The organism is Microbacterium sp. AZCO (assembly GCF_039614715.1).
Classification (GTDB): Bacteria; Actinomycetota; Actinomycetes; order Actinomycetales; family Microbacteriaceae; genus Microbacterium.
Genome location: NZ_CP154857.1, coordinates 828,886 through 853,041, shown reverse-complemented (window position 1 = coordinate 853,041; position 24,156 = coordinate 828,886). Strand labels below are relative to the sequence as shown.

20 protein-coding genes are annotated in these 24,156 nt (G+C 70.9%); 6 read left to right on the top strand and 14 right to left on the bottom strand.

What is annotated here, in order from left to right:
• Positions 1-41 precede the first annotated feature (41 nt).
• From AAIB33_RS03950 to AAIB33_RS03940, 3 genes are read right to left on the bottom strand one after another with little or no spacing between them, the layout of a single operon-like run.
• Positions 42-611 (bottom strand): mismatch-specific DNA-glycosylase, encoded by a 570-nt coding sequence (locus tag AAIB33_RS03950; protein ID WP_345802257.1) that lies wholly within the window; start codon positions 609-611, stop codon positions 42-44.
• On the bottom strand, positions 611-1,021 hold the full coding sequence (locus AAIB33_RS03945; protein ID WP_345802256.1) for a DUF2809 domain-containing protein: 411 nt from the start codon (positions 1,019-1,021) through the stop codon (positions 611-613). Before AAIB33_RS03945 ends, AAIB33_RS03950 begins: the two co-directional genes overlap by 1 nt.
• Positions 1,018-1,914, bottom strand: a complete 897-nt coding sequence (locus AAIB33_RS03940; RefSeq protein ID WP_345802255.1) for a L,D-transpeptidase — start codon at positions 1,912-1,914, stop codon at positions 1,018-1,020. The genes AAIB33_RS03945 and AAIB33_RS03940 overlap by 4 nt, the downstream gene beginning before the upstream one ends.
• Before the next feature lie 82 nt (positions 1,915-1,996).
• Here AAIB33_RS03940 and AAIB33_RS03935 point away from each other — a divergent pair, with 82 nt between their 5' ends.
• Positions 1,997-2,242 (top strand): DUF4287 domain-containing protein, encoded by a 246-nt coding sequence (locus AAIB33_RS03935; protein ID WP_345802254.1) that lies wholly within the window; start codon positions 1,997-1,999, stop codon positions 2,240-2,242.
• 29 nt (positions 2,243-2,271) lie between these two features.
• Here AAIB33_RS03935 and AAIB33_RS03930 read toward each other — a convergent pair whose 3' ends face one another.
• Complete coding sequence (locus AAIB33_RS03930) at positions 2,272-3,870, bottom strand: patatin-like phospholipase family protein (protein ID WP_345802253.1); 1,599 nt, start codon at positions 3,868-3,870, stop codon at positions 2,272-2,274.
• Between the two features lie 91 nt (positions 3,871-3,961).
• Positions 3,962-4,471 carry a tail fiber protein gene (locus AAIB33_RS03925; RefSeq protein WP_345802252.1) on the bottom strand — a complete coding sequence of 170 codons (510 nt, stop codon included), beginning with the start codon at positions 4,469-4,471 and terminating at the stop codon, positions 3,962-3,964.
• A gap of 155 nt (positions 4,472-4,626) precedes the next feature.
• Between AAIB33_RS03925 and AAIB33_RS03920 the strand changes: the two genes are divergently transcribed.
• A complete protein-coding gene (locus tag AAIB33_RS03920; protein WP_345802251.1) occupies positions 4,627-7,983 on the top strand; it encodes an Ig-like domain repeat protein in 3,357 nt (1,118 codons plus the stop codon).
• A 23-nt stretch (positions 7,984-8,006) separates the two neighbouring features.
• Here AAIB33_RS03920 and speB read toward each other — a convergent pair whose 3' ends face one another.
• From speB to AAIB33_RS03900, 4 genes are read right to left on the bottom strand one after another with little or no spacing between them, the layout of a single operon-like run.
• Positions 8,007-8,966, bottom strand: a complete 960-nt coding sequence (gene speB, locus AAIB33_RS03915) for an agmatinase (protein WP_345802250.1) — start codon at positions 8,964-8,966, stop codon at positions 8,007-8,009.
• Positions 8,963-10,648: a thiamine pyrophosphate-dependent enzyme gene (locus AAIB33_RS03910; protein ID WP_345802249.1), complete on the bottom strand. Its 1,686-nt coding sequence runs from the start codon at positions 10,646-10,648 to the stop codon at positions 8,963-8,965. The genes speB and AAIB33_RS03910 overlap by 4 nt, the downstream gene beginning before the upstream one ends.
• 2 nt (positions 10,649-10,650) lie before the next feature.
• The gene (locus AAIB33_RS03905; RefSeq protein ID WP_345802248.1) at positions 10,651-12,321 is read right to left on the bottom strand and encodes an amidohydrolase; all 1,671 of its coding nucleotides are present in this window, start codon (positions 12,319-12,321) and stop codon (positions 10,651-10,653) included.
• Positions 12,318-13,646: an MFS transporter gene (locus AAIB33_RS03900; RefSeq protein ID WP_345802247.1), complete on the bottom strand. Its 1,329-nt coding sequence runs from the start codon at positions 13,644-13,646 to the stop codon at positions 12,318-12,320. The genes AAIB33_RS03905 and AAIB33_RS03900 overlap by 4 nt, the downstream gene beginning before the upstream one ends.
• A gap of 214 nt (positions 13,647-13,860) precedes the next feature.
• On the opposite strand from AAIB33_RS03900, the gene AAIB33_RS03895 reads away from it, so the two are divergent.
• On the top strand, positions 13,861-14,751 hold the full coding sequence (locus AAIB33_RS03895) for an Lrp/AsnC family transcriptional regulator (RefSeq protein WP_345802246.1): 891 nt from the start codon (positions 13,861-13,863) through the stop codon (positions 14,749-14,751).
• 19 nt (positions 14,752-14,770) lie between these two features.
• Here the strand turns inward: AAIB33_RS03895 and AAIB33_RS03890 are convergent, their stop codons facing one another.
• Positions 14,771-16,453, bottom strand: a complete 1,683-nt coding sequence (locus tag AAIB33_RS03890) for a glycoside hydrolase family 13 protein (protein WP_345802245.1) — start codon at positions 16,451-16,453, stop codon at positions 14,771-14,773.
• 180 nt (positions 16,454-16,633) lie between these two features.
• Between AAIB33_RS03890 and AAIB33_RS03885 the strand changes: the two genes are divergently transcribed.
• Positions 16,634-16,993: an MmcQ/YjbR family DNA-binding protein gene (locus AAIB33_RS03885; RefSeq protein WP_345802244.1), complete on the top strand. Its 360-nt coding sequence runs from the start codon at positions 16,634-16,636 to the stop codon at positions 16,991-16,993.
• A 3-nt stretch (positions 16,994-16,996) separates the two neighbouring features.
• Here AAIB33_RS03885 and AAIB33_RS03880 read toward each other — a convergent pair whose 3' ends face one another.
• Positions 16,997-17,647 carry a Rho termination factor N-terminal domain-containing protein gene (locus AAIB33_RS03880; RefSeq protein ID WP_345802243.1) on the bottom strand — a complete coding sequence of 217 codons (651 nt, stop codon included), beginning with the start codon at positions 17,645-17,647 and terminating at the stop codon, positions 16,997-16,999.
• A 154-nt stretch (positions 17,648-17,801) separates the two neighbouring features.
• Here AAIB33_RS03880 and AAIB33_RS03875 point away from each other — a divergent pair, with 154 nt between their 5' ends.
• Both AAIB33_RS03875 and AAIB33_RS03870 read left to right on the top strand, forming a co-directional pair.
• A complete protein-coding gene (locus AAIB33_RS03875) occupies positions 17,802-18,644 on the top strand; it encodes a fumarylacetoacetate hydrolase family protein (RefSeq protein WP_345802242.1) in 843 nt (280 codons plus the stop codon).
• Entirely contained in the window at positions 18,641-19,378 is a 738-nt protein-coding gene (locus AAIB33_RS03870; protein ID WP_345802241.1) for an SDR family oxidoreductase, read from the top strand. The genes AAIB33_RS03875 and AAIB33_RS03870 overlap by 4 nt, the downstream gene beginning before the upstream one ends.
• Before the next feature lie 4 nt (positions 19,379-19,382).
• Here the strand turns inward: AAIB33_RS03870 and AAIB33_RS03865 are convergent, their stop codons facing one another.
• The 3 genes from AAIB33_RS03865 to AAIB33_RS03855 are packed head-to-tail and all read right to left on the bottom strand — an operon-like array spanning position 19,383 to position 24,126.
• Positions 19,383-20,087, bottom strand: a complete 705-nt coding sequence (locus tag AAIB33_RS03865; RefSeq protein WP_345802240.1) for an NAD(P)-binding domain-containing protein — start codon at positions 20,085-20,087, stop codon at positions 19,383-19,385.
• Positions 20,084-23,434, bottom strand: a complete 3,351-nt coding sequence (locus AAIB33_RS03860; RefSeq protein ID WP_345802239.1) for an ATP-binding protein — start codon at positions 23,432-23,434, stop codon at positions 20,084-20,086. The genes AAIB33_RS03865 and AAIB33_RS03860 overlap by 4 nt, the downstream gene beginning before the upstream one ends.
• Positions 23,431-24,126: a DUF4194 domain-containing protein gene (locus tag AAIB33_RS03855; RefSeq protein WP_345803374.1), complete on the bottom strand. Its 696-nt coding sequence runs from the start codon at positions 24,124-24,126 to the stop codon at positions 23,431-23,433. The genes AAIB33_RS03860 and AAIB33_RS03855 overlap by 4 nt, the downstream gene beginning before the upstream one ends.
• Positions 24,127-24,156: the final 30 nt, after the last annotated feature.

The window sequence follows — 24,156 nt, the reverse complement described above, 5'->3', positions numbered from 1 at the left end:
GTGCGATCTCGTCCCGGCCCGAGAGCCGCACACGGGTCCGCTCAGGAGTCGAGGATGCCCGCCGCGCGGGCAGGGCCGGCGTAGGCCTCGGCGAGGGACGCGATCGTGTCGTGGGCGTTCAGCCCGCTCGGGTTGGGCACGATCCACAGCTCCGAGCCGCCGAGCGACTCCGGCTGGCGCCCAGCGGTCGCCTTCGGCCGCGCGAAGCCCTGACGGTACGCCGTCAGCCCGACGACGGCGATGACCCGGGCGCGCCAGTGCGCAGCATCCCGTTCCAATCGCGCCGCCCCCTCGCGCAGCTCGTCGCGCGAGAGCTCGTCGGCCCGCGCGGTGGCCCGGCGCACGAGGTTCGAGATGCCGATGCCCCGATCCGTCAGCAGGCGCCGGTCGTCGTCGCTGAAGCCCTCGGAGAAGGCGGGAACCCGCGGGATGATGCCCGCGGCCGCGAGGGCGGGATAGAAGCGGTTGCCGGGGTGCGCGAACGGGGTGTTGGTCGCGGCGGTCCACAGGCCGGGGTTGATCCCGACGAAGACGAGGAGCGGATGCTCGGGCAGGAGGTCGTCGATGACGGCATCCCGATACGACTCGAGCTCGGCGCGCGTGAACCCCATCAGTCGATTGTGCCCGGGCGCGAGGGACCTCGGACGCCCGCAGTGATCGCGAGGTCGAGCCCGAGGGCGAGCGCGACCGTGACGGCGTACACGACGAGGTCCCGCGCGTCGAAGACGGTGCCGAACACGAGCACGATCGGCGGGAAGATCGCGGCCCACTCCCCCGGCAGTCCCGTGAGCTGGAAGAGCTCGACGCCGACGCACCACGCGAGGGCGATCGCCGCCACGACGACGGCCGGGAGCCGAGGCGCGACGATGACCACGGCGAGGTACACGGCGACGGCGTAGAGGCCGTCGCCGGCGATGTCCGTCGCGTGGGAGTCGGGCAGCACGAGATGCACGACAAGGCCCGCGCCCAGCGTCAGCGCGAGGAGTACTGCCGCCCACACGCGGCGTGCGTGACGCCTCACGCGCGGATGAACACGGGCGTGCCGACCGGGAGCTGGGCGAGCTTCTCGATCGCGTCGGGATCCATGCGCAGGCATCCGTTCGAGATCTGCCCCGAGTGGTCGTCGTGATAGTGGAACGCGGTGACCGCGACGCTGGAGCCGCCGAACCCGTCGAGCGTCGGCGACTGCACCGAGAGGTAGACGATGGGGTGGCCGCGCGTGTACCAGAGGCTCGGGTCAGGGCGCACGAGCATGACGAACGCACGACCCAGAGGGGTCGGAGTCGACTGCGTTCCCCACGCGAAGTCGGTCGCGACGCGCTCGGCGACACCGGCGCGCCAGACGTCGACGGTCCGCGCCGAGATGCTCACCTCGACCATCGTGTCGAGCGGGACGAGCTCGACGTCCTGCATCCGCAGCCATCCGGCCACCTGCGCCGGATTCCCCTGCGACGGGACCGCCTGACGACCGGTCAGGAGCACCTTGACCCAGTCGTCCTGCTGCTCGACGACCGGCACCGTCGTGCCGCCGTAGACGAAGTCGCTCAGGAGCCGCGCGACGGGCTGGCCGAGCGGGTCGGCGAACACCGGGGCGGCCCAGTCGCGCACGTGCGCCGTCATGCCGGTGAACGCGCCGTACGGCTGATCGTCGACGGGCATGGCCGCGTTGACCGCGAAGACGTCGGTGTCGGGAAGCGCCTGCAGGTCGTACAACGCGGTGTTGGCGGGGTAGCCCGTCGGGGTCGGCGTGGGGGTGGGCGTCGGAGTCGGGGTCGGCGTGCGCGTCGCGGCGGGCGAGGGAGAGGGAGCGGATGCGGCGGGCGTCGCGGCGCGGCCGAACATCGCGATCGCGACGCCGAGGATCAGCACCGACGCGCACGCGACGGCGAGCACGACGATCCTTCGGCCCCTCATCACTCCATGGTCTGCGGGGGCGACGGATGCCGCAACCCGGCGTTCCCCGACCGTGTCGCGCCCCGGCGCTAGAGTCGCGATCATGGCTGAGCACCGCGTGACCCCGCCCCCGCCCTCGGACGAGAAGCCCAAGGGGCCGGCCTCGTACTTCCCGAGCATCGAGAAGAACTACGGCCGACCCATCCAGGACTGGCTCGACATCGCCGCCGATCAGCTCGACACCCAGAAGCACATGGAGGTCGTCGAGTACCTCAAGACCGAGTACGGCCTGGGGCACGGCCACGCGCAGGCGATCGTGGGGTACACGAAGGCTCAGCTCGCGGGCTGAGGGGTCTTTGGCGCGCGCCCTGCCGTCGGCTACTCGACCGCGGGGGGAGCAGCAACGACGGGCTGAGGCGCGAGGGCGGGTACGGCGGCGGGCTGCGGCTCGACGTGAGGCGCGGTAGACGCGGCCGCCTTCGGGCCGTCGAGCACAAGGTCTTCGAACCATGCGAGATCGGGCAGCGACATCCCGGTGCCGAACGAGGCGTGGCACGAGACCATCGCGCTGACATACCCGTGCACGAGCAGCTGGATCGTCGTCGTGTCGCCGATGCGTCCCAGCGTGGTGCGCAATCCCGACGAACGAACCGCGATCTTGTCGAGGTATCCCGCGAGCGTGCTTTCGCCGAGCAGCCGTGCCAGCTCTTTCGCCCTCCCTTTGATGAGCTCATTCTGCGATCCGCACAGGGCGCGCGCCGTCGCCCCCGTCGAGAACGCGATGTCGACGATCGCGACGTGGCCGTCATCCGCGCTCGCCTTGAGAGCGGCGAGCCGAGGAGTCACCGTGTTCTCGTACATGACGCCGAAGATGCGCATGAGGCTCTGGAAGAAGCGCATCGGCCACCAGCCGGCGATCTTCACCACCCGGCGCGGCGCCGAGGCGTTGATGATGACCTTGCGAGCGACCGAGGGAACCTCGCCGAAGTCGTGCACGAGGCTGAGCGGACGGGCCGATTCATCGAACCAATCCGTGCCCAGATTGTTCGCGACTCCCCCATCGGCGAGCACGAGGCGCCGAGGACGTTCGGGCTCGTCGCCGCCACGCAGGCCGAGTTCGGCCGTCGACACCCGCAGCGGGGGGAACACCCCCGGGAAGGCTGCCGATGCGTAGATCGCCTCGCTCAGCTTGAGCGTCGCGTCGCAGCTTCCGAAAGCCGGCGAAGAGATCCGGGTCGGGCTCATGTAGAAGGGTCGCCCCGAGACGAGCTCTGTCGCACAGAAGACGTGTCGCACGTTCGAGTCGTGCGCGATCTCACCGAGCGTGAGCTTCTGACACTCGGAGGCTTTGCGAGCGACCTCCTTCGGCTTCGCATCGTCAGCGCTGAGCACCGTCGCGAGGAGTCTGTTGTAAAGACCGATCTGCGTTCCCCGGCGCAGCAGGATGACGGCGCCGAGCTGATAGATCAGCATCAGGACGACGTACAGACCGACGCCGTAGACGACCGCCTGCCACAGCGCATCCCAGATCGGCACGCCCTCCCAGAGCTGCCACAGGAACATCACCACGGGGAAGAGCAGCAGAATCAGCAGCTGCGTGCCCCAGGTCGCGAGTGAGGGGAAGAAGAACGTTCCGGTCTTCGCGATGACCCGAGCCGCTCGGCGGGTCGAAGTGCGGACCTCGCTCTCATCCGCCTGGCTGAAGTCACCGAGCAGCGTGAGCAGCGCGTTGGTGATGGAGCCGCCGGAGACGGACGTGACCAGCCGAACGTGGCGATTCGCACCCGAGTGAACGAGGTAGAGGATTGCCCCGAGCGAGAAGATCGTCGCTCGGAGGCCTCCGCCCGAGATCGCGACCCCGATCGTGGCGGCGTCGTCACCTGCGCCCGCGGGCGCGTCCACAGCATCCCCGTCGGCCTCATCGACGTCGGCACTGTCGTCGCAAGCCTCGACAGGGGCATCCCCATCCCCGGTCATGGCGTCAGGGTAGACCTGCGCATGCCGGGCGGCAACGGGGAAGAACGGTGCTGGTCGACCCCGTTGCGGCCTCCGACACACGTCGCTGAGATCAGGGACGCGACGGGAAGATGCCCTCCAGGGCGATGCACCAGTTGAGCACGAGGAAGGGCGGCATGTTGTCGTGCGGCTGGTTGGAGCCGCCACCGCCGATCATGGCGGGGCTCATGACGAGGTCCGCGGTCGTGCCGTAGGAGGCGCCGGCGGCGGTCACGGACGGCAGCGAGCCCGACGGGTTCTTGGTCGTGGCGGCCGATGCGGCGGCGACCGTGTGGCTGTGCGGCGGAAGCGTCGCGGCGGTGAGGGTCACGGCCTCCTCACCACCCACCTCGCCCTGGGCGCGATTCGTCAGACCCGGTCCCTGTCCGAACGCGATCGGTGCGCGGCCTCGAAGGTCGGGGAGAGCGAAGGTCGTCTGCCCATTGCCTCCGTACGTCGTGCCCAGCAGTGAGAAGAGAGCGGTGTTCTGCGAGATGGCAAGCAGCTGTCCGTTGCACAGCGCCCAGCCCTGCGGGGCGAAGGTGAAGCCGAAAAGGCGCAACTCGCCGATGAATGGATCCATGCGTCCTCCAGAGGTCGGAGCGGATCTCCCCCAGTGTGCGAAGCGGCCCTGATCTGTACAGACGCCCCATCGCAGTCATAGTGTGCCCTCGGGGGAACCGTGTCCGCCAGACCGGTCGCCGATCGAAGCGGACGTCGACAGGGAGTGGCTCACGCATGCCCAGACTCGATTCCGCCCGCAGCGCGGTCGCAGCACCACGATCGCCACGACGCGGCATCGCAGCATCCATCGCCGTCCTCCTCGCCGTGTTCGGCGGCGCGCTCGCGGCGCCCTCTCTGGCACAGGCCGACGGGCCGAGCACGTTCTCCAATCCCGCCACCATCGATGTTCCGCTCCTGAACTCGCCGAATCAGACCGGCGCCGCCAACCCCTATCCGTCGAGCATCACCGTGTCGGGCATGGCGGGAGCTGTCACGAAGGTTCAAGTCGTGCTCAACGGCGTGACGCACGGCGCCCTCAACGACATCGACGCCCTCGTGGTCGCGCCGACGGGCGCGAACCTCGTCGTGCTGTCCGACGTGGGCGACGCACCCCCCGCCACGCTGACGTTCGCGACCAACGCGACACTGACCTTCGACGACGCGGCGGCTGGCGGAGTGCCGACCGGCAACGTGCCCACCGGCACGTACAAGCCGACCAACGTCGGAGGCGGCGACGCCTTCACCGCGCCGGCACCGGCCCCGTCGGGACAGACCACCCTCGCGGGCGCCTTCACCGGGATCAACCCGAACGGCACGTGGCAGCTGTACGTCGTGGACGACAACACCGGCGACGTCGGCAGCATCGCAGGCTGGAGCCTCGTCATCACGACCGAGGTCGCCGCCGTCTCCACCACGACGACGGTCGTCACGTCGGGCTCGCCGTCGGCGACGGGCAGCGCAGTGACGTTCACCGCGTCGGTCACCGGCGCCGGCAACCCGGTCACGACGGGATCGGTGATCTTCACCGAGGGGGCCGCGACTCTCGGCACGGTCGCCCTCAACGCCTCCGGCTCGGCCAGCCTGACGACGAGTGCGCTCGCCGAAGGCACGCACACGATCGTCGCGACCTACTCGGGAAGCCCCGGATTCCTCACGAGCAACGGCACTGTGACGCAGCGGGTCGACAACCCGACAGTCGTCACGGGCAACACGTACTGCAACACCGGCGCACTGACGGTGCCGGATGCCGGAGCCACATCACCCTACCCGTCGAACATCACGGTGTCGGGGCTCACCGCGCCGATCGCGAAGGTCACCGCGACCCTCAAGGGCGTGACCCACACCTCCCCCGTCGACCTCGACGTGATGCTGTCCGGGCCGACGCCCTCGACCAACGTCATGCTGATGAGCGACGTCGGCGGGAACTCTGCGGTCACCGGCGTGAACGTGGTGTTCGACGACGCGGCGGCCGGCGGCGTGCCGCCGACTCTCGCATCGGGAACGTACACGCCGACGGACGACGACTCGGACGTCCCGGATGCCGCGTTCCCCGCGCCGGCTCCCGCGACGAGCTCGGCCACGACGCTCTCGACCTTCGCCGGTTCGAGCGGCAACGGCGTGTGGAGCCTGTGGGTCGTGGACGACGCGAACGGCGACGCCGGCTCGATCAGCGGAGGCTGGTGTCTCACCATCACGACCGTGAGCCCCACGGCCACGTCGCTGACGTCGAGCGTGAACCCGTCGACCGCCGGGCAGAGCGTGACGCTCACCGCAACTGTCACGTCGGGCGCCTCGCCGGTCACGACCGGCACCGTCGCCTTCACGGACAACGGGTCGTCGCTGGGAGCGCCGGTGGCCGTATCGCCGACCGGAACGGCGACACTCACCCTCAACTCGCTCGGTGTGGGAACCCACCCGATCACGGCGACCTTCTCGGGCCCCGTCGAGTTCGCCGGGAGCTCCGATGAACTCGATCAGGTCGTCACGCTGATTCAGACATCGACGGGTGTGACCACCAGCTCGAGCCCGTCTGCCGTCGGGCAGCCCGTCACGTTCACCGCGACGGTCACGGCGAACGGCTCGCCGGTCACGACCGGCACCGTCGCGTTCACCGACAACGGCACTCCGCTCGGGGCCGCCGTCGCGGTCGCCGCCGACGGCACTGCGACCCTGACGACGGCGTCCCTCGCGGCGGGCACGCATCCGATCACAGCGACCTACTCGGGAACCGCTCAGTACGTCGCCAGTTCGGGTGCCGTCTCGCAGCAGGTCGACGTGATCCCGACCTCGACCGCGGTCTCGTCGGCTCCGAACCCCTCGCAGCCCGGACAGGCTGTCACGTTCACGGCGACCATCACGGCGAACGGCTCGCCGGTGACGACCGGCACCGTCACGTTCGCCGACAACGGCTCCCCTCTCGGGGCCGCCGTCCCGCTCGCCGTCGACGGCACCGCGACCCTGACCACGGCGTCCCTCGCTGCGGGCACTCACCCCGTCACCGCGACCTACTCCGGAACCGCCCAGTACGCCACGAGCGTGAGCGCCGTCGACCAGGTCGTCGAGAAGATTCCGACCTCCACCTCGCTCGCCTCGAGCGCCAACCCGTCGATCGCCGGGCACGCGGTCACCTTCACCGCGACCGTGACGGCGGGCGGCGCGGCGGTGGGGGTCTCCTCGGTCGTCTTCGCCGACGGAGGAATTCCGCTCGTGGGTGCTGTCGCCCTGGCAGCCGATGGGACGGCGTCCATCACGACGAGCAGCCTGAGTCCGGGAACCCACGACATCACGGCGACTTTCACGGGAGACGCGGTCTACGCCGGCAGTGACGACGACCTCGCACAGGTCGTCGAGCCCGTCGTCGTCGCGGACGCGGGCGGCCCCTACTCCGTCGCGGAGGGCGAAGACCTCGAGCTGGACGGTTCGGGCTCGAGCCCTGGTGCGACCTACGAATGGGACGTCGACGGCGACGGTGACTTCAGCGACGCGACTGGTGTCTCACCGACCCTCACGTGGGCGCAGCTCGAGGCGCTCGGAATCGACGACGGGGATGCGACGCCCGTCGCGCGCACCGTGAGGGTCCGGGTGACGTCGGGGCAGCAGCAGGTCACCGACACGGCCACCCTCGAGGTGACGAACACGGCTCCCGCCACCGTGGTGACGGGATCGCTGAGGGCCACCGCCGGCCAGCCCTTCACGATCGAGGTCGGCGCCGACGACCCCTCGTCCGCCGACATGGCGGCACTGTTCACCTACACGGTGGACTGGGGCGACGGCACGTCGATGCTCAGCGTCGTCGGGCCCGCCGACCCGCCCGTGACGCACACGTACGCCGCCGCGGGGACGTACTCGGCGACGCTGACCGCGACCGACAGAGACGGCGCCACCGGCGCCGCGCTGTCCATCCAGGTGGTCGTCGTCGCTGCGCCGAGCGCGCCGCCGCCGCCCGCGAGTCCGACGCCGACGCCCGCACCGACGTACGGCACCAACGGTCTGCCGACGACGGGCGCCGATCCGACCGTGCCCCTGGCGCTGGCCGGAACCCTGCTCGCCCTCGGGATCGTCCTCGTGCTGCGCAGGAGACGGCGCAGCTGAGGCGGCGCCCACGATCCGGGCGGTCACGCCCGGCGCGTGCCGCCGATCTGCGCGGCCATGAGCGTCACGAGCTCGTAGAGCACGTGGCTGGCGGCAATGCCGGTGAGCTGGGCGTGGTCGTAGGCGGGCGAGACCTCGACGACGTCGGCGCCCACGATCCGGCTGCCGCTCAGGGCGCGCAGCATCCTGAGCACCTCTCGGCTGGTGAGACCGCCGGCCTCCGGCGTACCGGTACCCGGCGCGTGCGCAGGGTCGAGCACGTCGATGTCGATGGAGACGTACACGGGGCGGTCGCCGAGCCGCTGCAGCATCCGTTCGATCGCCCGCTCGACGCCCTGCTCCTCGACGTCGACGCTCGAGACGATCGAGAAGCCGAGGCGCTCGTCGTCGTCGAGGTCCTGCCGGGAGTACAGCGGGCCGCGCGTGCCGACGTGACAGCTCGCGGTGAGGTCGATGAGCCCCTCCTCGCTCGCGCGGCGGAACGGGGTGCCGTGGGTGACGGGGGCGCCGAAATAGGTGTCCCACGTGTCGAGGTGCGCGTCGAAGTGGAGCACCGCGACGGGGCCGTGCTTCTTCGTGACCGCGCGCAGCAGGGGCAGGGCGATCGTGTGGTCGCCGCCGATCGTGACGATCCGGTCGACGCGCTCGCCGAGCACGGTCGCCGCCCGCTCGATCTCCCCGACGGCCTCGGCGATGTCGAAGGGGTTGGCGGGGATGTCGCCCGCATCGACCACCTGAGCCTCCGCGAACGGCGAGACGTCCTGCGCGGGGTTGTACGGGCGCAGCAGCCGCGACGACTCGCGGACATGCGACGGGCCGAAGCGTGCGCCGGGCCGATAGCTCACGCCGGAGTCGAAGGGGATGCCGACGAGGGCGATGTCCGCGCGCTCGACCTCTTCGATCCGAGGCAGTCGCGCGAACGTCGCGATGCCCGCATAGCGCGGATTGAGGGATGCGTCGACAGGTCCGATGTTGTCGGTCATGAGTCCTCCTTCGAGCTGTCGTCACGGCGCGCAGGCGCCGCGTGGCCGGTGAGTGCCGCCTGCGGGATGTGGATGAGCTGCACGCCGCCTTTCGCGACGGCGCCCCGGATGGCGTCTCCGACATCGTCGAGCGCGTCGACGCGACGGCCGGCACCGCCGAACGCCACCGCCAGCGCGGCCCAGTCGGGCTGCACCAGATCGACCCCGATCGGCTGGATGCCGCGATCCACCTCGTTCTGCCGGATCTCCGCGTAGCCGCCGTTGTCCACGCACACGATGGTGAGGTCGAGGCCCTGCTCTACGGCGGTCGCCAGCTCGTTGATCGAGAACATGAGCGCCCCGTCGCCGAGCACGGCCATGACGGGCCGGTCGGGCCGGGCGACGCGCGCCCCGATCGCGGCGGGCAGGCCGTAGCCGAGCGTCGCGTAGGTGGGCGTGTACAGGAGGGAGTGCGGTTGCGCCTGCCGCACGACGTTGGCGAGCGCGAGATAGACGATCTGCGACGAGTCGCCCGCGACGATCGCGTCCTCGGGGAGCGCCGCGGCGATCCGCTCGGCGAGCGCGACGGTCTCGGGCGCGGCCTCGTGCGTCTCCGCCGCGATCGCCGCACGTGCGGCTGCGAGGTCCGGCTGCGACCGCGGTTCGGAGGGAAGCGCGCCGAGCAGCTCGTCGACGACCGCGGCGCAGTCGCCGACGATGCCGACGGCGGCCTCGAGGTTCTTGTGCAGCTGTGCGGCCGACACGTCGACCCGGACGACGGGGCCACGCGCCTCGAGCGCCGGCGCCCAGAGCTCGGCCGCGCCGAGCTTCGAGCCCAGCACGATGAGCACGTCGGCCGCCTCGGCGACCTCGCGGGCCGCCGCGAGCCGCAGATTGGCGCCGAGGGAGAGGGGATGCCGCTCATCAAGCGTCGCCTTTCCGTTGAGCGTCGTGAGGACGGGCGCCGAGAGCCGCTCGGCCAGCGCCGTGACCTCCCGCGACGCCCGCGTCGCTCCCCCTCCCGCGACGATGACGGGGTTCCGGGCGGCGGCGATGAGGCGCGCCGCGCGCGCCACGGCATCCCGATCGATGCGCTCGCCGCGGGCGGCAGGCCGTGCTGCGCGAGCGCCCGCGGGAAGATCGGCCGGCGCCTCGAGCACGTCGAGCGGGATCTCGATGTGCACCGGACGCGGTCGGCCGGTGCGGAACAGCGCGAACGCGTCGTGCACCGCGTCGACGGCTTCGGCGGCACTCGACACACGGCGCGACCACTCGGCGATCGCGCCGACCATGGCGGAGGCGTCCTTCGTCTCGTGCAGGGTTCCGACGTCGCGGAACTCCTCACCGCGCGGCACACCCGGCGAGACGACGAGGAGCGGCCGCGACTCGCAGAAGGCGGTGCCGATCGCGCTCATGGCGTTCTGAAGGCCCGGACCCGAGGTCGTGATGACGACGCCCGGAAGCCCCGTCTGCTGCGCCCACCCGTCGGCGCCGTAGCCCGAGCCCTGCTCGTGGCGGTTCGTCACGGCGCGGATGCCGAGGTCGGCGAGCGGCCGGTAGAGCTCGAGGTTGTGCGTGCCCGGGATGCCGAAGATCGTCGTGACGCCGTACGCGCGGATCGTCTCCATCACGGCGCGGCCCGCGGTGTCGGCGTACGGTGCGGCGCTCTCGGCCGCCGTCTGCTCGCTGCTCACGATGCTCATCTTCACGCCGCCCGGTGCCGGAGCTCGCCGTCGACCCACGTCTCGAGCACGCGGATGCCCGAGATCTCGTCTGCTGCGACCGCGAGCGGGTCGTCCGACAGCACGGCGAAGTCGGCGTACTTGCCCAGCTCGAGAGAGCCGAGGTCGTCCTCGCGGCCGATCGAGACGGCACCCGCGTACGTGTGGGCGCGGAGTGCCGCGTGCGCCGAGACGCGCAAGTCGTCGGGGCCGAGCCTGTGCCCCCGGCGCGTCACGCGGGTCACGGCGGTCTGGATCGCCTCGAGCGGAATGGGCTCGGCGACGGGAGCATCGGACGAGATCGTGAACGGCACACCCGCCGCCTCGAACTCGCCGAGCGGGTTGAACCGCTCACCCGGCGTGCCGATGGCCTGCTCGACGCCCTCGCCCCAGTTGAAGTAGTGCTGCGTCTGGTTGACGGGTCGGATGCCCGAGCTCGCCATCCGCTGGATCTGTTCCGGCGTCGGCAGCCCGCAGTGCTCGATGCGGTGGCGGGCGTCGGCATCGGGCCGGTCCGCGAGGGCCGCCTCGATGGCCGAGATCACCATCTCGATCGCCGTCGGGGACTGCGCATGCGTCGCGGTCTGCAGACCGGCGCCGTGCGCGCGGCGGATCAGCTCGGCGTACTCGGCAGGCTCGTGATACAGCTGGCCCGTGCGGCAGGGGTCTCCGACGTAGCCGTCGGGGAAGTACGCGGTCCAGCCGCCGAGCGTGCCGTCGGCATACAGCTTGATACCTGCGAAGCTCAGGTAGGCGTTGCCGAACTGGCCGACGAGCCCCATGTCGAGCGCGTCGTCGAGCAGGTGCGACAGCAGGTACATCGAGACACGCAGCTCGAGGCGGCCCGCCTCGGCGAGACGCAGGTACATGTCGAACTCGCGCCGCGACACCTGGGCGTCGCCGATCGTCGTGACGCCTCCGGCGAGGAAGCGCTGCGTCGCGGCATCCAGCTGTCGCAGGTGCTCCTCCGGCTCGTCGGCGAGGTGGAAGTTCGGCCCGTGGTGCCCGATCTTGACGCCGTGCACGCCCGTCAGGATGTTGCACGCCGCGTCGGAGATCTCACCGGTCAGCTCGCCGTCGGCATCGCGGAAGTACTCCCCGCCGTCGGGGTTCGGGGTGTCACGGTCGACGCCGTGCAGCGCGAAGGTGTGCGAGTTGACGACTCCGCCGTGGCCGGACGCGTTCATGAGGTACACCTCGCGGTCCGTCGCGACCTCGTCGAGCTCGAAACGGGTGGGATGCCGCTGCTCGGCGAGGTTGCGGTGCTCGTAGCCGTAGCCCCGCACAGGCCGGCCGGCGGGAAGACCGGCCGCGGCATCCTTCAGGAGGGCGATGATCTCGGGGATGCTCGCCGCCTTCTCCGGCCCGCAGTCCACCCACGTCATCAACTGGCCGAACATGAGCGGGTGCGCGTGGGCGTCGATGAAGCCGGGGACGACGACGGCATCGCCGAGGTCGACCCGCTCGGGCTCGAGGCCCAGGCGCGCGGCGGCCGTCTCGCATTCGGCGAGGGAGCCGAGGGCGAGGATGCGGCCCGCGTCAGTCAGCATCGCAGAGGCGGTGCTGTCGGCGTCGTCGACGGTGTGGATGACGCGTGCCGTGACGAGGCGCGGCGTCGTCTGCACGGGACAGTCGAAGGCGGCGAGCTTTCTCATGACACTCGATTCGTGGTGGTGTCGGTGCGGGGGACGAAGCTGTCGGTGACGGGTGCCTCGTCGGAGTGCTGCGGAGCGAGCTTCGTGCAGATCGCGGCGAGGATCGCCATGCCGGTGAACATCGCGACGACCGACCAGATGCTCCCCGTCCAGGCGATGAGGAGCGTCGCGAACCACGGCGAGAACCCGGCCCAGATCGCCGCCCCGACGCCGTAGGAGAGGGCGATGGACGTGTAGCGCGCCTGCGGGCGGAACATCTGCGCCAGAATCGCCGCGATCGGCGCGTACGTCGCGCTCATCGCGATGCGCACGAGCGACGCGAAGAGGAAGACGAGCGGCTCGATGCGCCCGGGCAGAACGAGCATGAACGGCACGAACGTCAGCACGGAGGTGGCGAGACCGATGTACATGATGTTCTTGCGGCCCCACTTGTCGCCGAGCCACGCGACGGGCAGCGTCACGACGAACTCGATGAATGACGCGATCGTCATGGCGTCGAGGATGAGGGACTCGCTCATGTTGATCGTGTCGCCGGTCGCGTACGCGGTCGCGAACGTGGTCGCCAAGTAGTAGCCGCCGGTCGAGATCGGCAGCAGGCCGATGCCGAGAAGGATCGGCTTCCAGTTGACGCGCAGCGCGTAGGCGAGCGGCATCGACTGCTTGCGCCCCTCGACCTTCGACTCGAAGACCGGCGACTCCTCCACGCGGTACCGCACCCAGAAGCCGACGGCGACGAGCACGATCGACAGGAGGAACGGGATGCGCCATCCGCCGTTCATGATGAAGTCGTCGCCGAACCGCGCCATGATGGCGAAGATCCCGGAGGCCAGGAGTGCTCCGGCGGGGTTGCCCAGCTGCGTGAAGCCGCCGTAGAAGGTCTTCTTGCCCTCCGGCGCGTGCTCGACGCTCATGAGGACGGCACCACCCCACTCGCCGCCGACCGCGAGGCCCTGCAGCGCGCGCAGGAGGATCAGGAGGATGGGCGCCCAGATGCCGATCGCGTCGTATGTCGGGAGGCAGCCGACGAGCACCGTCGCGGCGCCCATGAGAAGCAGGGTGATGACGAGCGACACGCGCCGGCCGAGCTTGTCGCCGATGTGGCCGAACAGGATGCCGCCGAGCGGCCGTACGAGGAACGCGACCGCGAAGGTGGCGAACGCCGCCGCCGTCTCGGCGAGCGGGTCGCCGCTCGGGAAGAAGAGGGGACCGAACACGAGGGCGGCCGCCGTGGCGTAGACGTAGAAGTCGTACCACTCGATCGTGGTGCCGGCGAACGCGGCGAGCCCGGCTCGTCGCGCTCGCTGAGTCGTGGTGCTGGAACTCATGGCCGCTCCTTTGCGGATGATCGGGGATGCGAAGGATGCTACGAGCGTCGGGATGCCTCGGCAACCGCGAAAGTCCAGCAGATTCGGCCTCTCACTGGAGTTCCGTCTCATTGCCAATGCAGGTCTTCGGAAAACGTCACTCGCAAGCGGATCTGTGATCTACTTCTGTCGGGGATCCCGAGCGATCCCGGGAAATTCGACGAATCGAGCGAGCATGGACTTCGACGCCGATCTGATCCGCGCCCTGCAGGAGAACGGGAGGGCCAGCATCCACTCCCTCGGTGAGCGACTGGGCCGCCCGCGTGCCGCCGTCTCCGACCGACTCCGCACGATGCTCGCCGACGGGACCGTGCGCGTCGTCGCCGCCGTCGATCCCGGGTTTCTCGGCCAGCACGTGCTCGCACACGTCTCGATCCGCACGGATGCCACCGTCGAGCCGCTCGCCCAGCGCTTGCGCGGGCTGGCCGAGACGGTGCTCGTTTCGGCCATCGGCGGCGCGCACGACCTCGTCACCGAGGTGCGCGTCGGCTCCATGGCGGCCCTGCACGACCTCCTCGCCGAGATCCGCGCGATGCCAGGCGTCGTCGACATCAACACGCTCATCTACTCGAGCGTCATCAAGGGCTTCTTCGTGTCGGAGTACCGGGGAGACGTCACGATCGATGCGACCGACACCGCGCTCATCGAGCTGCTGCAGCGCGACGGCCGCATGAGCTTTCGGGCGCTCGGCGAGGCGGTGCGCCTCTCGCCCTCGGCCGTCACGACCCGAGTCGAGCGGCTGATCGAGAGCGGCGTCATCAAGATCAGCGCCGTCGAGGCGCGCGGGCTCGCGCACCGCCAGCTCTCGATGGGCGTCGGGCTCAACCTCCTGGCTGACGACGACTCGGTCCTCGACGCGCTGCGCACGTGGCGGGGCGTCGACTTCGCGGCCCGCACCCTCGGCCGTTTCGACGCCGTCATGACGCTCGTCGAGCCGTCGGCCGGGGCCCTCTACGCGAGTCTCGAACGCATCCGCTCACTCCCGGGCGTTGCGCACGTCGAAGCCTGGTTCCACCTCGCGGTGCTCAAGGAGGACTACGCGCGCACGCTCCGACCCGCGGTCTGAGCGTGCGCGCGTCGCCGAGCTAGGCGGTGCGCACCCACACCGTGGCTTCGCCCGGCACCTCCCCGGAGGCATCCTCCGCGGTCGACAGCACGATCTCGCCGGCGCCGAGGGCGTACGGCTCGACGCCGAAGTTCGTCACGACCTCCCAGCCGTTGGGTCGGCGGAAGTGCAGCACGTCGTCACGTCCCGTCTCGATCCACTCGAGCTTCTCCTCGGTCTGCAGCTCGTGCCGCAGCTTCAGCGCGCGACGATACAGCTCGAGCGTGGAGTGAGCGTCGTCCTCCTGCGCGTCGACGGCGTACTGCGCGAACCACGCGGGCTGCGGCAGGTGGGCGCCGTCGGCGCCGAAGCCCAGCGAGCTTCCCTCAGCCGTCCACGGCAGCGGGACGCGGCATCCATCCCGCCCGATCTCCTCGCCCTCCGTGCGGAAGAACGTCGGGTCCTGGCGCTCGCCGGCGGGGATGTCGGCGACCTCGTGCAGGCCCAGCTCCTCGCCCTGATAGAGGTAGGCGGAGCCGGGCAGGCCGAGGAGGAACGCCGACGCGGCCCGCGCACGTCGCAGGCCCCCCTCGCGATCCAGCGCGGACTCCGGTCCGCCCGCGCGCAGCCACGCCGAGCCGTGCTTCTCGGCATCGCGTCCGCGCTCGCCTGGCAGCGGCGGGAGGCCGTACCTCGTCGCGTGGCGCACGACGTCGTGGTTCGACAGCACCCACGTGCTCGACGAGCCGGAGGCCTCGGCAAGCGTCAGGTTGTCGCTCACGACGCGGCGGAACTCGGCCGCGTCGAAATCGGCCTGCAGCAGGTCGAAGTTGAACGCCTGCCCGAGGCTCTCGGGCCGTGCGTAGAGCGGGATGCGCGAGGGTGCGACCCACGCCTCCGCGACCGCCGTGCGGGGCGGGTCGTACTCGTTGAAGACCTTCCGCCACTCGGCGTAGATCTCGTGCACGTCGTCGCGGTCGATGAGGGGGTGCGTGCCGTCGAAGGGCAGGGCGTCGAGCTCGGCGCGCGAGGGCAGCGGCTCGGCGAGGTCCTTCGTGAGCATGTGGGCCACGTCGATGCGGAACCCGTCGACCCCGCGGTCACTCCAGAAGCGGAGCGTGCGCACGAAGTCGGCGCGCACCTCGGGGTTGTCCCAGTTGAGGTCGGGCTGCTCGGTCGCGAAGTTGTGGAAGTACCACTGCCCGTCGGCCACCCGCTCCCACGCCGGCCCGCCGAACACCGACACCCAGTCGGCGGGCGGCTCGGCGCCATCGGGTCCCTTGCCGTCGCGGAAGATGTACCGCTCGCGCGCGGCCGACCCGCGGCCCGCGGCGAGCGCCTCCTGGAACCAGGCGTGCTGATCCGAGGTGTGGTTGGGGACGATGTCGACGACGACACGGATGCCGCGCGCGTGCAGCGCCGCGACCATGTCGTCGAAATCGTCGAGGGTGCCCAGCCGCGGGTCGACGTCGCGGTAGTCGGCGACGTCGTACCCGCCGTCGGCGAGCTCCGACGGATAGAACGGACTGAGCCAGACGGCGTCGATCCCGAGCTCGGCGAGGTAATCGGCGCGCGACGTCACCCCCCGGATGTCGCCCAGTCCGTCGCCGTTGGAGTCGGCGAAGCTGCGCGGGTAGATCTGATACACAGCGGCCTGTCGCCACCAGGGCGGAACCGCGGTGGAGTGTGCGGCATCCGTTCGGGCATCGGCGGTCAGTGTCACGAAGGTTCCTTTCGGGGGTTTCGAGTGGGGTGACTGGCCCGGGGATTCGAGAGACTAAATTGGAATCGCGAATCAACTTGCTCCGTCCATCATGCAGGACGACTCCGAGACGGTCAACACCCATCCGCGTCCATCGGTCGTGACGCGCGGATCGCGGCATCCGTGGGTCATACTGGCGCCGTGACTCCTGAAGAGGTGCGCGCGTACTGCGCAGCGAAGCCGGGCGCCTGGCCGGACCAGCCGTGGGAGGACGACCTCGTGTACAAGGTGGGGCCCGGCGAGCGCGGCAAGATCTTCGCCTTCTGCGGCAACGGCACGACCGTTGGCGTCAAGGCCGCGAGGACGCGCGATGAGGCAGACGAGTGGCTCGTGCGCTACCCCGACGACGCGCGGGTGTCGGCCTACATCGGCCGCTCGGGCTGGAACACCCTGACGACGGGCGGCGGCATCCCTGACGACGAGCTGCGCGAGGCGATCGACACATCGTACGAGCTCGTCGTCGCCGGGCTGCCGAAGAAGCTCCGGCCCGCCGCCGAGTAGGCCTCAGCCGTCCTCCCGCTCGGGATTGTCGAGCCGGAAGAAGTTCGACTGGCTGCCGTCGCTGCGCGTCTCCTGGTAGATGAAGTTGAGTCGGCGGTCGTCGAAGGTCGCGAACCACTCGTCCCAGCCGACGTGACGGAGCCGATCGGTGTCGTCGCCGAAGTCGAAGCGCAGCACGCCCAGGTGGTCGCCGTGCTCGGTGCCCTCGACCGTCGCGGGCGTGCCGCCGCGCTCCTCGGCCCACTGCCGGATGACCTCGTGGTGCGTCGTCGCCAGGCTGCGGCCCGCGCGCTCCGGCTGCTCGTCGGGCGAGGTCACCTCCTGCGAGTACTGCAGGGAACGGGATGCCTCGGGCCCCTGCCGCACGCGGCCGTCATCGGGTCCCGCGCCGAATTCCTCGTCTCCGCCGCCCGCGGCTCCGTCGCCCGAGGCTCCGCCGCCCGAGGCTCCGCCACCCCCCGAGTCGGCGCCACGCCCGCCGCCACGCGACTGCTCGGCGATCGCGTCCACGAGCTCGTCCTTCTTCAGGTTGGACGTGCCGGACACGCCGGCATCCTTCGCCCTCTCGCGAAGCTCGTCGACCTTCAGGTCGCGCAGCTCCGACTCGTTCACGTCGGGCGTGTTCGGCGTCTGGTTTCCGGGCTGGTCAGCCATATCGGACCTCCTCGAATCCTCGGCCGCCAGTGTCGTTCGCCCGTAACGCGGACGCGGAGGGGGTTGAAGGTCGGGCCCGCACGCGCTACCCGCGGCTAGGCTCCTCCCGGAGCGCCCGGATCGCGGCATCCATTCTTCCGACGGCTGGAGTGACATGAGATTTGGGCGGAGGGGGCCGGAAGGCGCCGAGACACCCGTGGTGGTGCGCGAGGACGGCGTGTGGGATCTGACTCCCCTGACGGCGGATATCGACGGCTCGTTCCTCGAGGCCGACCCCGTGGGGCGCGTCGAGGATGCGCTCGCCGGGGGCCGGCTGACGCGGCTCGCCGATGCCGAGGCGCTCCGCATCGGCGCTCCGATCGCGCGGCCCTCCGCCGTCGTCTGCATCGGCATGAACTACGCCGCCCACGCCGCGGAATCCGGAGCGCAGCCGCCGCGCGACCCCGTGATGTTCCTCAAGACGCCCAACACCGTGTCCGGGCCGTACGACGACGTGCCGCTCCCCCGCGGCAGCGAGAAGACCGACTGGGAGGTCGAGCTCGCCGTCGTCATCGGCACGCGCGCGAGCTACCTCGACAGCCCGGCCGATGCCGCCGAGCACATCGCCGGATACACGATCGCGAACGACCTCTCGGAGCGCACCTGGCAGCTCGAGATCTCGGGCGGTCAGTGGAGCAAGGGCAAGTGCGCGCCGCGCTTCTCGCCGCTCGGACCCGAGCTCGTGACTCCCGACGAGATCTCGCCCGCAGACCTGCGCCTGCGCAGCTTCGTGAACGGCGAGGCCCGGCAGGACTCGACCACGGCCGACCTCATCTTCCCGGTCGACGTGATCGTCTGGCACCTGAGCCAGTACCTCACACTCGAACCGGGCGACGTGATCCTCACCGGCACACCCGAGGGCGTGGCCCTGTCGGGCCGGTTCCCCTACCTCGCGCAGGGCGATGTCGTCGAGGTCTCGATCGACGGACTGGGCGCGCAGCGGCAGGTGATCGCATGAGCGCCTCGATGGAGGGTCTCGTCGCCATCGTCACGGGCGGCGGGTCGGGCATCGGCGCGTCGATCACCGACCGGCTCCGCGGCGAGGGCGCGGCCGTCGCGGTCTTCGACGTGCGGCCGCCCGAGGGCGGGTTCGCCGTCGACGTCACCGACGACGAATCGGTCCGGGATGCCGTGGCCGCCGTCGGCGCGCGCTGGGGGCGCATCGACATCCTCGTCAACAACGCGGGCATCGGCGCGCAGGGCACGGTCGCCGACAACTCCGACGAGGAGTGGCACCGCGTGCTCGACGTGAACCTGCTCGGCGCGGTGCGCCTCTCCCGTGCCTGCCTGCCGTGGCTGCGGCAGTCGCCGTCGGCCGCGATCGTCAACATGTCGTCGATCGCCGCGACGGCGGGACTCCCCGCGCGCGCCCTCTACGGCGCGTCGAAGGGGGCGCTGCTCACCCTGACGCTGCAGATGGCGGCCGACCACCTGCGCGAGGGCATCCGCGTCAACGCCGTCAACCCCGGGACCGCCGACACCCCCTGGGTTGCGCGCCTGCTGGACGCGGCCGACAACCCGGTCGCCGAGCGCGCCGCCCTCGAAGCCCGCCAGCCGCACGGCCGGCTCGTCGACCCTCAGGAGGTCGCCGACGCCGTCGCGTACCTCGCGAGCCCGCGCGCCGGCTCGACGACGGGCACGTGGATCGCGGTCGACGGCGGCATGTCGGGGCTGCGGCTGCGACCGGCCTGACCGGCTATTCCGGACTCGCGGTCCCCCGCGACTCGGCACGCTGCGCGGCCGATCGGCGACGCCCGCGCTGCGACATCGCGAAGCCGTCGATCATCGTCCGCAGCTCTCCCGCATCGACGTCGGCGCCGAAGGCGTCGGTGCCGGGTTCGAGCCGCACGCCGTCGGCGAGCGCTCCGGCGACGACCGGGTCGAACCCGAGGTCGTCGACGAGGCGCGAGACGACCTCGACGTCGGCGGGATCGTCACCGGCGACGCCGATCGCCTTCCGCGCCGGCTCGCCGGCCGGCCGGGCCTCGTCGAGGAGGTCGTCGTAGCCCATGTGGTTGAGCGCCTTCACGAGGCGCGTCGTCCGGAGGTGTCGCTGCACGACCTCGCTGCTCGAGGTGAGCGGATCCGTGAAGTCGGCGAGGATGCCGTCGGTCTGCCACCAGTAGTTCATGGCGTCGATCACGAGCTTTCCGGTCAGCGGCCCGGCCGGGATCGTGCGATACCGGCCGATCGGCAGGGCGAGGATCACGATGTCCGCCCGCTCGGCGACCTCGGCCGCCGTCGTGGCCACCACGCCGGCGAGGTCGCGCGGCACCGTGATCCGTCGCGGGTCGCCCGAGCCCGCGACGAGGACGGGGTAGCCGGCGTTCGCGGCGAGGCGCGCCAGCACCATTCCGAGTCGACCGGCACCCAGGATCCCGATCACCGGGCGCGATGTCACGCCCGCAGCCCCACCTTCGGCTTCGCCCACGACCGGCCGCGGGTGTCCTTGAGGATGTCGTACTCCACGTCGACGTGCGGCTCGATGGCGCTGTACTTGTCGTTCGGCGCGCCGATGACGAGCTGGAAGCCGAGGCCGCGCCATGCGCCGATCGCCCGCTTCGTGAAGTGCGCGTCGGCCTTGATGAGCGCCTCGTCCATGAACACGGGCGCGTACCGCGGGCGCTCGGCGCCGGCATCCCCCAGCTGATAGCGCAGGGCCGCGCCGACGATGAACGCGATGAGCTCCTGGGACTCGCCGCCGGACTTCTCGCCGATGTGGTCGTAGAGGGCCACGTGCCTCTTCGTCGCCGCGTCGACGCGCTCGGCGCTGACGCGCACGTGGTTGCGCACATCGATGAGGTCGCCGAAGTCGGGGGCGGTACGTCGCATGTGCCCGATGAGCCGCGACATGCGGCGATAGGCCTGCTCCCGCTCGTCATCCGTCGACGCCGCCTCGATGAGCCCGCGCACCTCGCGCAGCTCGCGGCGGAACCGGCGCCGCGGCTCGGACTGGTTCTCACGCGTCGTGATCTGCAGGCGATGCGCGTCGTCGTAGAAGGGCAGGTCCTGCATGATCTCGTTGATCGGCTCGATGCGGTCGCGGATCTCGCGGATGGAGCGGCTCAGCGTCGAATCCAGGTTCGTCAGGTCGTTGCCGGACAGCTTGAGGAGGCTGTCGCGCCACTCGGCCTCCAGCTCGTGCAGACCGCTCGTTCTGAGCGCCTCGAGGATCCGCTCGAAGTCACCGGCCGACGCGTGTGGATCGGGCAGCAGATTGGGGTTGGGCCAGCGCTCGAGGAAGCCGACCATGATGCGCCGCATCGCGTCGCGCTGCTGTTCGAGCGAGTCGACGGCCGCGCGACGGTCCTCCGCGAGGCGCTGCGCGGCGGTCGTGAGCGCAGCCACGAAGACCGCGAGCGCGTCCGAGGCGCTCGTCCGCGCGGAAGACTCCGCCGCCGTGAACCGGGTGTCGAGGAACGCGGTCTGCTCGGGGGTCAGCACGCGTTCCGCATCCGCCGCGGCGTCGATGATCGTCTGGTCGGAGTCGACATTGTCGATGACGTCCCCCCACTGCGCCTCGATCTGCTCGCGCTCGATCGTGGTGCGCCCGATCTCCTCGCGCAGACGGGCGATGCGCACCTTGATGTCGGCGAGCTTGTCCTGCACCTTCACGATCTCGGGATCGGATGCCGTCACCTCGTCGTGCACCGCGAGCCAGCGGTCGCGCTCCGCGGTGACCGCATCCACGTCGACCTGTTCCCACGTGAGGTCGACGATCTTCCGGTAGACGGCGGTTCCGGCATCCACGGAGTCCAGTGCCCGACTCGCGGCGTTCATCGTCGCGACGGCCTCGGCGAGGCGCCCGCGGGCGTCGTCGAGCTGCTGCCCGAGCTCCGCGAGACGCCGCTGGTTGGAGAAGCCCAGCACGTTCTCGCGCCCGTGACCGCCGTGGGCGCCGCGGCTCCCCTGCGAGACCTGGCCCGTGATGCTCAACGCCATCCGGTGACGCGAGAGCTCGGCGCGCGAGTCGACGCACACGTAGCCGTGGCGGTCCTCGAGGCGCTCCTGCAGCCAGCCGGTGAACGGCGACTTCTGGTAGTCCAGGCGACCGGGGAGGGTCCGCGCGTCGAGCCCGCCGACCGGCTCCAGCCCCGTGTGGACGCCCTCGAAGTGCAGCCGCACCGGCGTGCGGACCGACTCGATGGCCGAGCGGAAGCGGTCGAGATGCGCCGCATCGATCAGCAGCGTCGTGGCGAAGCCGCCCAGCGCGAGGTTGAACGCCTCCCGCCACGGCTCGAACTCGGTGCGCACCTCGATGAGCTCGCCCACGAAGGGGAGGTCGCCCACCTCGAGGCCCGCCGCCTGTGCGAGCAGCTCGCGCGACTCGTGGAGAGGGCGAGGGATGCTGCCCTGGCGAGCCGCCGCTCGCCGCGCCTCGGCCTCGAGCTCGGCGACCTCCCGGCCGACGCTCTTCTCCGCCGAGGCGGCGTCGGCGAACGCGTGCCGTGCACGCGCCTTCGCGTCGGAGTCGGCGAGCTCCGCACGAGCCCGGGTGACGAGCTCGGCGAACTCCTCGCGAGACGTGACGTCGATGCCGAGCGGCTTCAGCTCGGCATCCAGCAGCTCGCGGTTGCGCTGCGTGCTGGACAGGCGGCGCTCGACCTCGCGGATCTCGCGCTGGGCGGTCTCGAGGCGATCGCCGCCCGACAGCCGCAGCACCTCGACGAGGCCGTCGCGCTCCGCCTCGGCCGCATCGGCCAGCGCGCGGTTCTCGCGCAGCGTGATGTCCGCCGCGTTCTTGCGGTCGCGCAGCTCCGTCTCGACCTCGCGGAGCAGCCCTAGGCGCCGTTCCGCGCGCCAGAGGGTCGCGAGCGACGCCGGGTCGGAGAACTCGCCCACCTCGTCGATGAGCTGCACCCGTTCGGCCGCGGCCGCGATCTTCCCGCGCAGCTCGGGGATCGGTTCGAGCGCCGTCACCTGCTGGCGGGCCGTGAGCATGCGCGTGCGCGTGCTCTCGAGGCCGTCGAAGTGGGCGACGACGGCATCGGCCGTGGTCATCGTCTCGGGCTCTTCCAGGACGAGGCGCTTGTAGAGGTCGTCGACCGTCGTGATCTGCTGGCCGGCCTGGATGCGGGCGAGGAGGCTCATCGCCTTCGCCCCCGCGCCGGCGGCGCCGATGCCCAGCACGGCGTGCAGCCGGGCCGAGAACTCGCGGTCGGTGCCGACGGGATCCAGGCCCGCATTCCGGATCGCGAGGTCCGACAGCCGGAGCGCCGCCGCCTGCTCGAGCGAGCTGAGGTCGAACGCGCGGTCGGTCGTCGCGCGGACTCGGACGGTGTCCTCGAGCACGCGGGCGGCGGCCGGGATGTACCAGGCGCGGACCGCCGTGAAGCGCGTCCCGTCGTGGTCGACCCACGTCATCGCGACGGCGGTCCAGGTGTCCTCGCCGTCACCGCGGAGCACGCGGATCTTCGTGCCCTCCTCGGTGCGCGACTCGTCGAGCTTGCCGCGTCCGTACGAGAGGATGTTGCGCTGCTCGTCGCCGCGCGGGCGACCCGTCACTCCCCCGTTCGAGGCCCCGTTGAACGGCGTGGTGTGGGGCATCATGAGCGCGATGTAGGCATCCATCAGCGTCGACTTGCCCGAGCCGGATCCGCCGCACAGCAGCGTCGCCTCGGGCGAGAAGCGCACGCGGTGCGCGCCGTCGTACCCTCCCCAGTTCACGAGCTGCAGGTCCTCGGCGAGCCACTGCTGCCCGCGGGATGCCGCCGGGATGAGCCCGAACAGCGTGTCGAGCATCGTCACAGCGCGAACTCCTCATCGACGTCGTCTTCGGGATCGTCGTCGACGTCGTCGTCGTCGAAGACGTCTCCGGAGGGGATGGATGCCGCGGCCCCCGCGCCCGAGGGATCGGACTGCGCGCGCAGCCAGTCGCGCAGCTCGCGTAGCTTCTCCGCGCTCAGCACGATCTCGACGAGCGGGCTGATGCGGAAGCGACCGGTCGTCTCCTCGTCCACGATGCCGTCGCGCGCGAGCCGGTCCATCGCCTTGCGGATCGAACGCTGGCGGCGGGCGGTGTCGCCGTCGGCGTCCGCGAAGTAGCTCATCACGGTCTGCTCGACGTCCTCGATGTCGACGCGGGCCGCCGGCTCCCCCGCCGCCGACTCCCGCTGGAAGACGGTGCGCAGGTGCACGAGCACGAGGGTCTCCGAGCGCGTGTAGGGGGCGTCGCGCAGCAGGATCGGCATCTCGAGCTCGTCCGAGCGCACCTGCTGCTTGTACGCGACGCCGCGCTCGTGGTCGACGACGAGACGCACGAAGAGGTCGTTGAGCCGCGACTCGATGAGCTGCTGGTTGTCCAGCAGCACCGTCCACTCGTCGCGATTGCGGTCGGCCTGCAGGAACCGCCGCTGCAGCACGTGCACGAACACGCGGCGCACCGCGGGCTCGAGGACTCCGCGGTCGCCGGGGAAGAGCTCGGCGAGGTCGTCCTCCATCGCGGCGGGCTCGATGAAGGCGGCGCTCGC

Excerpts from the sequence above, each read along its gene's own strand:
- AAIB33_RS03950 (WP_345802257.1), bottom strand. The coding sequence starts at position 611 with ATGGGGTTCACGCGCGCCGAGCTCGAGTCGTATCGGGATGCCGTCATC.
- AAIB33_RS03940 (WP_345802255.1), bottom strand. The coding sequence starts at position 1,914 with ATGAGGGGCCGAAGGATCGTCGTGCTCGCCGTCGCGTGCGCGTCGGTG.
- AAIB33_RS03935 (WP_345802254.1), top strand. The coding sequence starts at position 1,997 with ATGGCTGAGCACCGCGTGACCCCGCCCCCGCCCTCGGACGAGAAGCCC.
- AAIB33_RS03930 (WP_345802253.1), bottom strand. The coding sequence starts at position 3,870 with ATGACCGGGGATGGGGATGCCCCTGTCGAGGCTTGCGACGACAGTGCC.
- AAIB33_RS03925 (WP_345802252.1), bottom strand. The coding sequence starts at position 4,471 with ATGGATCCATTCATCGGCGAGTTGCGCCTTTTCGGCTTCACCTTCGCC.
- AAIB33_RS03920 (WP_345802251.1), top strand. The coding sequence starts at position 4,627 with ATGCCCAGACTCGATTCCGCCCGCAGCGCGGTCGCAGCACCACGATCG.
- speB (WP_345802250.1), bottom strand. The coding sequence starts at position 8,966 with ATGACCGACAACATCGGACCTGTCGACGCATCCCTCAATCCGCGCTAT.
- AAIB33_RS03910 (WP_345802249.1), bottom strand. The coding sequence starts at position 10,648 with ATGAGCATCGTGAGCAGCGAGCAGACGGCGGCCGAGAGCGCCGCACCG.
- AAIB33_RS03905 (WP_345802248.1), bottom strand. The coding sequence starts at position 12,321 with ATGAGAAAGCTCGCCGCCTTCGACTGTCCCGTGCAGACGACGCCGCGC.
- AAIB33_RS03900 (WP_345802247.1), bottom strand. The coding sequence starts at position 13,646 with ATGAGTTCCAGCACCACGACTCAGCGAGCGCGACGAGCCGGGCTCGCC.
- AAIB33_RS03895 (WP_345802246.1), top strand. The coding sequence starts at position 13,861 with ATGGACTTCGACGCCGATCTGATCCGCGCCCTGCAGGAGAACGGGAGG.
- AAIB33_RS03880 (WP_345802243.1), bottom strand. The coding sequence starts at position 17,647 with ATGGCTGACCAGCCCGGAAACCAGACGCCGAACACGCCCGACGTGAAC.
- AAIB33_RS03875 (WP_345802242.1), top strand. The coding sequence starts at position 17,802 with ATGAGATTTGGGCGGAGGGGGCCGGAAGGCGCCGAGACACCCGTGGTG.
- AAIB33_RS03870 (WP_345802241.1), top strand. The coding sequence starts at position 18,641 with ATGAGCGCCTCGATGGAGGGTCTCGTCGCCATCGTCACGGGCGGCGGG.
- AAIB33_RS03855 (WP_345803374.1), bottom strand. The coding sequence starts at position 24,126 with ATGGAGGACGACCTCGCCGAGCTCTTCCCCGGCGACCGCGGAGTCCTC.